The organism is Ethanoligenens sp. (genome assembly GCF_047718355.1).
Lineage (GTDB): Bacteria > Bacillota > Clostridia > Oscillospirales > Ethanoligenentaceae > Ethanoligenens.
This window is the reverse complement of the sequence record NZ_JBDNLG010000137.1, coordinates 1-4,342: the sequence shown is the minus strand read 5'-3', so window position 1 is coordinate 4,342 and position 4,342 is coordinate 1. Positions and strand designations below refer to the sequence as shown.

7 protein-coding genes are annotated in these 4,342 nt (G+C 46.3%); all 7 read right to left on the bottom strand.

What is annotated here, in order from left to right; genetic code table 11:
- The coding region (locus ABF463_RS14005) for a phage integrase SAM-like domain-containing protein (protein WP_415534572.1) at nucleotides 1-582 on the bottom strand (582 nt) is incomplete at its 3' end.
- Complete coding sequence (locus ABF463_RS14000; protein WP_415534570.1) at nucleotides 573-803, bottom strand: DNA-binding protein; 231 nt, start codon at nucleotides 801-803, stop codon at nucleotides 573-575. The genes ABF463_RS14000 and ABF463_RS14005, both read right to left, overlap by 10 nt.
- A gap of 529 nt (nucleotides 804-1,332) precedes the next feature.
- Entirely contained in the window at nucleotides 1,333-1,731 is a 399-nt protein-coding gene (locus ABF463_RS13995) for a hypothetical protein (RefSeq protein ID WP_415534568.1), read from the bottom strand.
- A 76-nt stretch (nucleotides 1,732-1,807) separates the two neighbouring features.
- The gene (locus ABF463_RS13990) at nucleotides 1,808-2,098 is read right to left on the bottom strand and encodes a hypothetical protein (RefSeq protein WP_415534567.1); all 291 of its coding nucleotides are present in this window, start codon (nucleotides 2,096-2,098) and stop codon (nucleotides 1,808-1,810) included.
- 438 nt (nucleotides 2,099-2,536) lie between these two features.
- Nucleotides 2,537-2,752, bottom strand: coding sequence for a hypothetical protein (locus ABF463_RS13985; RefSeq protein ID WP_415534565.1), 216 nt, complete (start codon nucleotides 2,750-2,752; stop codon nucleotides 2,537-2,539).
- 261 nt (nucleotides 2,753-3,013) lie between these two features.
- Nucleotides 3,014-3,940, bottom strand: coding sequence for a hypothetical protein (locus ABF463_RS13980; RefSeq protein WP_415534563.1), 927 nt, complete (start codon nucleotides 3,938-3,940; stop codon nucleotides 3,014-3,016).
- Nucleotides 3,927-4,271 (bottom strand): hypothetical protein, encoded by a 345-nt coding sequence (locus tag ABF463_RS13975; protein WP_415534561.1) that lies wholly within the window; start codon nucleotides 4,269-4,271, stop codon nucleotides 3,927-3,929. Before ABF463_RS13975 ends, ABF463_RS13980 begins: the two co-directional genes overlap by 14 nt.
- Between the last annotated feature and the right edge of the window lie 71 nt (nucleotides 4,272-4,342).

Genomic DNA, 4,342 nt, shown 5'->3' with positions numbered 1-4,342 from the left:
TTGCTCGACAGTATATGGATCCGGCAAATGACTATCATCTACAAATCTTGTGACAATATCATGAGCGGGATTGCGTTCTATGTACTGATATTTGTGGGCAGCTTCTAAAGCGGCAGATAAAATGCGGTGGTCAGTTTTTATTGTACTCGATGCCAAATCTTGCTCTGACAGCATACGATAAAAATCATCTAATTGGTCTGGTACCAAATCTTTAAGCCGTATAGACCCAAGAACTGGAATAATATGATTTTTAATATGGCTTTTGTAACATGCCAAACTGGATGGTCGTAAATTTGCCGCGCCATGCCGGTCCACCCATTTTGTAATGTACGATTGCAACGTCTGATTTCCTTCTTTGGATAGCGTAGAAAGCGTTGATACTGATTGTGCCGATAATTTGACTTTCATTGCAGCTTCATAGTCAACAGCATCACTTTTTTTGGTAAATCCTCGCTTCACATGAGCTTTATATCCACCAAGCACTTTATATTTTATGTTGACATCATAAACCACACCAGATCGACCTGTCAGTTTACCATTGCCGTCACGCTTATTTTTTACCTGCCGCGATGCTACAGACATATCATAGCACCTTCTTCACAGACCGTCTTGTTACGCTCATACCAATCCCAAAGGGCTTGCACTGTAAGAAGGCGCCGGTTGCCAACTGATACAAATTCAATTTCGCCGTTACTCATTAATTCACGAAGTTTGCTTTCACCTAATCCGCTGATTTTACTCATCTGTTCCACCGTTTTGAAAATAGGCAGAGACGTATGAAAATTTAAAATAAGTATATGCATAGTAAGTAGGCTCCCTTCGGTGTTCATAGCATTGCTGAAAATGGAACACCATGCGCCACGAACCATTGGATCGTGGCAGCAAGTCTTACATTTTCATTTTTGGTTGCATCGTATTATCGGGCGGGATTTCCGCCCTCGGCTCACCCCTGATGCGCGGGAACATTCAGGCCAGCTTGTGGTTCAAACTATCGGACTTGCGCCGTCCTCGCGCAGCCCCCTTAATTCCGGAGCAGAAAATGCCGACTTATGATGTTTACGGCTCGCAGCAGTCATCCTACCACAGATAACTTTCCCGCTCGTACCTTCTGGACGGTTTATACGGGATAGAATCATCCCGCAGGTAGTCTTTGCGTTTGCCTTTAGCCGCTTCGCTTGTCCCGTATTGGCATCGTGAACAGACGCGTAAACATCAGTGAAAACCTGAATGCTGAATATAACCGGCCCAATTACCGGTATTTATCGAGGTACATGAGGGGCAAAAATTTACCCCTCTACTATATAGGACAGAAATAAGGCATTTTGGAACCCCCTAAATTAAAAATTTTTTAATTTTGTTGAAAATATCCAAAATTGAGTGTTCAACAGCTTTATTTGTGCATTTCTGTATACGCGCAATTTCTGAATTACTGTAACCATGTAAAAACAGCAGAAATCTCTCTGTTTGCATCTGAGTGCAGGACGACAGCACCTCTCGCACAGCAATCCACAAGTCACGGTTTTCTAAAATCGCGTTTTTCGAGCAATGATCCAAATCATCTAAACTGCGGTAATCCCTGTGACGGCTATCTGCCTTTCGTTGCCGCTCAATCTCCTTTTTTTGATCAGCATTAAAACGTTCCATGGCTTTCAGTTCAGTGGCCCCCAGCTTTTTTGTGACCCAGTACCGAACCCTTTTGCCGTTTAATTCAACGATTGATATATAAGGCATAGCCTTCCTCCGATGTCATGATCATGAATTTACGGGGGAGAAAAGCGGTACTCACGGTGCCAGTTATTATATCGGTCTAATTATTGATTTGCACCACTCCCGTTGAATTACAATCCTTGATTTGCCCATAAAAATCCAAGCGTTCCAGACCATCAATCTGTTTTTGAAGAGATTGGATTTTTTCTTTGCGCATCTGTTCGGCGCGGTTGATCGCACCTGTAACGGTAACATGCCAATCTGGTCTGCGAAAGATTCCCGAATGATGGCCGTGGAGAACAGTAACCCGATTATCGTCAGTTTGGGACAACTCGACCTCCGCCAGATAAATTCCTTCAGTAAGCGCATAACGTGTGATATAAACTTTCAAAATTCATTATCCTCACTTTTATTCGGTTTCCAAGTCTTTGATTTGCGCATCCTTGTCTGCGTTTTCGGCACGAAGCCGTTCGATTTCAGATACACAAGCAGGAAGCGTGTCTCTACACGTCTTCAACGCAATAGCGCATAATTCGAACATTGTTTGTACGTTTGATATTTCTGTACCTTCGGACGCTTCCATCGCCCATTTGATTGCAAAATCGGTATTGGAATCTGTATATGCGTTTTTTACATTTAGGCAGGCGATACCGGCACGCTTGACAAGAAACTCGCCATATTGCTCATCATTTTCCTTGATATAAACCGGATGGATGCGGAATGATTGGTCGTGCGGTGTGAAATTTACGGTTCTCTTTTGATGCCCGCACCATCTCTGACATCATCAACTCACCTTTTATCTCCATGTTTGTATGCCCTCCATTTGTAGTTATCCTGACTGTCTTTGCAGCGCATCAGCGGCAGCCGGGTTAATCCACAAACACTCTTCGCGTTTGGCCCCGCATTCTGCCGTGGTGTGCACCTGGTCTATTTTCCATCCGGCCAGCACATCACGGTAAAGGTCACAGTCATACCCGGAAATCAAGATCATTTCCTGATGCGCGAAGCACGTTCGCAGGAACGATTCGTAATTGGCATCGGTCATTTCATACTTTCAACCTCAAAGGTGTTTTTCGGTACACGGCGCTGCGGCACCGCAGGAAGACGATACGCGGCTGCGGCCACGTCCGGCAGTGGGTGCACTCCCGGCCTCCGTTGCTTGCAACTTCGGCAAGCAGTGGATGTGTGTACACACATCCGCAATTTGCTTGTTGAGGGGCACCCCCAACCCCCCTGGAAAATGCGCTGCGCGATTTCCCGAACGCCCCATAAACGGGGCGGCTGTGCATCATCCTGATGCACGAAATCATTCACAGAACCTGCTCTTGATTTCTTTCCAATTGGCGGCAACGTTGGGCCAGTTTTTCGCCAATTCTTCCAAGAGAGCCTGCTCTCTTTTTTCTTGCTTGAGAACGCTTTTGTATTGGCGGGCACTCCGGTATTTGACTACGTTTTCACGGATAAGGTCACTGATTACCTGCGGCTCCAAAGCGTCAAGTTCCCAGCACTCATAGCCGTATTTTTCTATGTAGCCATTGGCACGACTGTCACTCAACTTCGTGGGATTGGGCGGTGGACTGTACCGTTCAATCTGTTCCATGTTCAAAGCAAGCCGGTGAAACTCTACTTTTAAGTTGGGATCAAACATGGTGAGCCGATCTCGAATGTCGCGGCTCATGTCTTGCCCGCTGGGGTCGTGATCACCAAGATGCAGCAGAATAATGCGTTGCCCCTGTTCGTGGTGCCGGTGCAGCCGCTGTGCCGCGCCCCACATTTCAGACTGCGACACATACCCGCGGCATGAAAAATGGGATACGTCCAGCTGCCCGCATATCTGACCGACAATGCCGATCAGGGCATCCTTTTCTACCCACACTTCTACATAGTTTTTCTGGCCTTTCCAGTGGTCAAGGTGATAGGAATAGGCGGCGGAATCAATCATGCTGCCGGGCGTTGTCCAGTGTGAACGACCCCGCAAATTACGAGTGCGGTCTTCAATGGCCGTCCAGTCAATCAGACCGGCAAGGCGCGCGTCGGAGATTAAAGTGCTGAGCATTTTATAGCTTTTTTCTTTGTTCGGGATGATGTCACGTGAGACAAGTTGGTAGTAGACTTGCCTGAGCGTCAAGCTAAACCCCTGCCGGTCGTAATCGGATACAACGCTGTCAATTTTTTCGATGAGAGCCAGACTGGCCGCGCGAAATTTTTTAGAAACATACTCAATTTTTGGCATCGTTTTCACGCCCCACTTTTAGGTCAAATGCGTTCAACACTTCCTCCGAGCACTCACGCCATTCATCATCTGAATGGCTGACTTCTTTCGCCTGTTCCCCGTATTTTTCCAAATAGTCTTCGCGTGTAATAACCGTTATGTCGCGCGGGTCAAAATCCAGTCCAAACAGGGCAAAAAGGGCAGGCAGTTTAACTGCTGAAACCAATGCGTCATACGGTATTTTTCGGCCCTGCGAAATATCACCCATGTTGATCTCCATGCCCGCCGGAACCGGATTTCCGTCCTTATCCGATGCCATTCCCATGACTTCCACATAAATAACTGAATCCATCAAACATTCCTCTCCTTCGCCTTTTGATTTTAGAATCATTTCCGTTTGATTACCTATGAAATATCATAAAT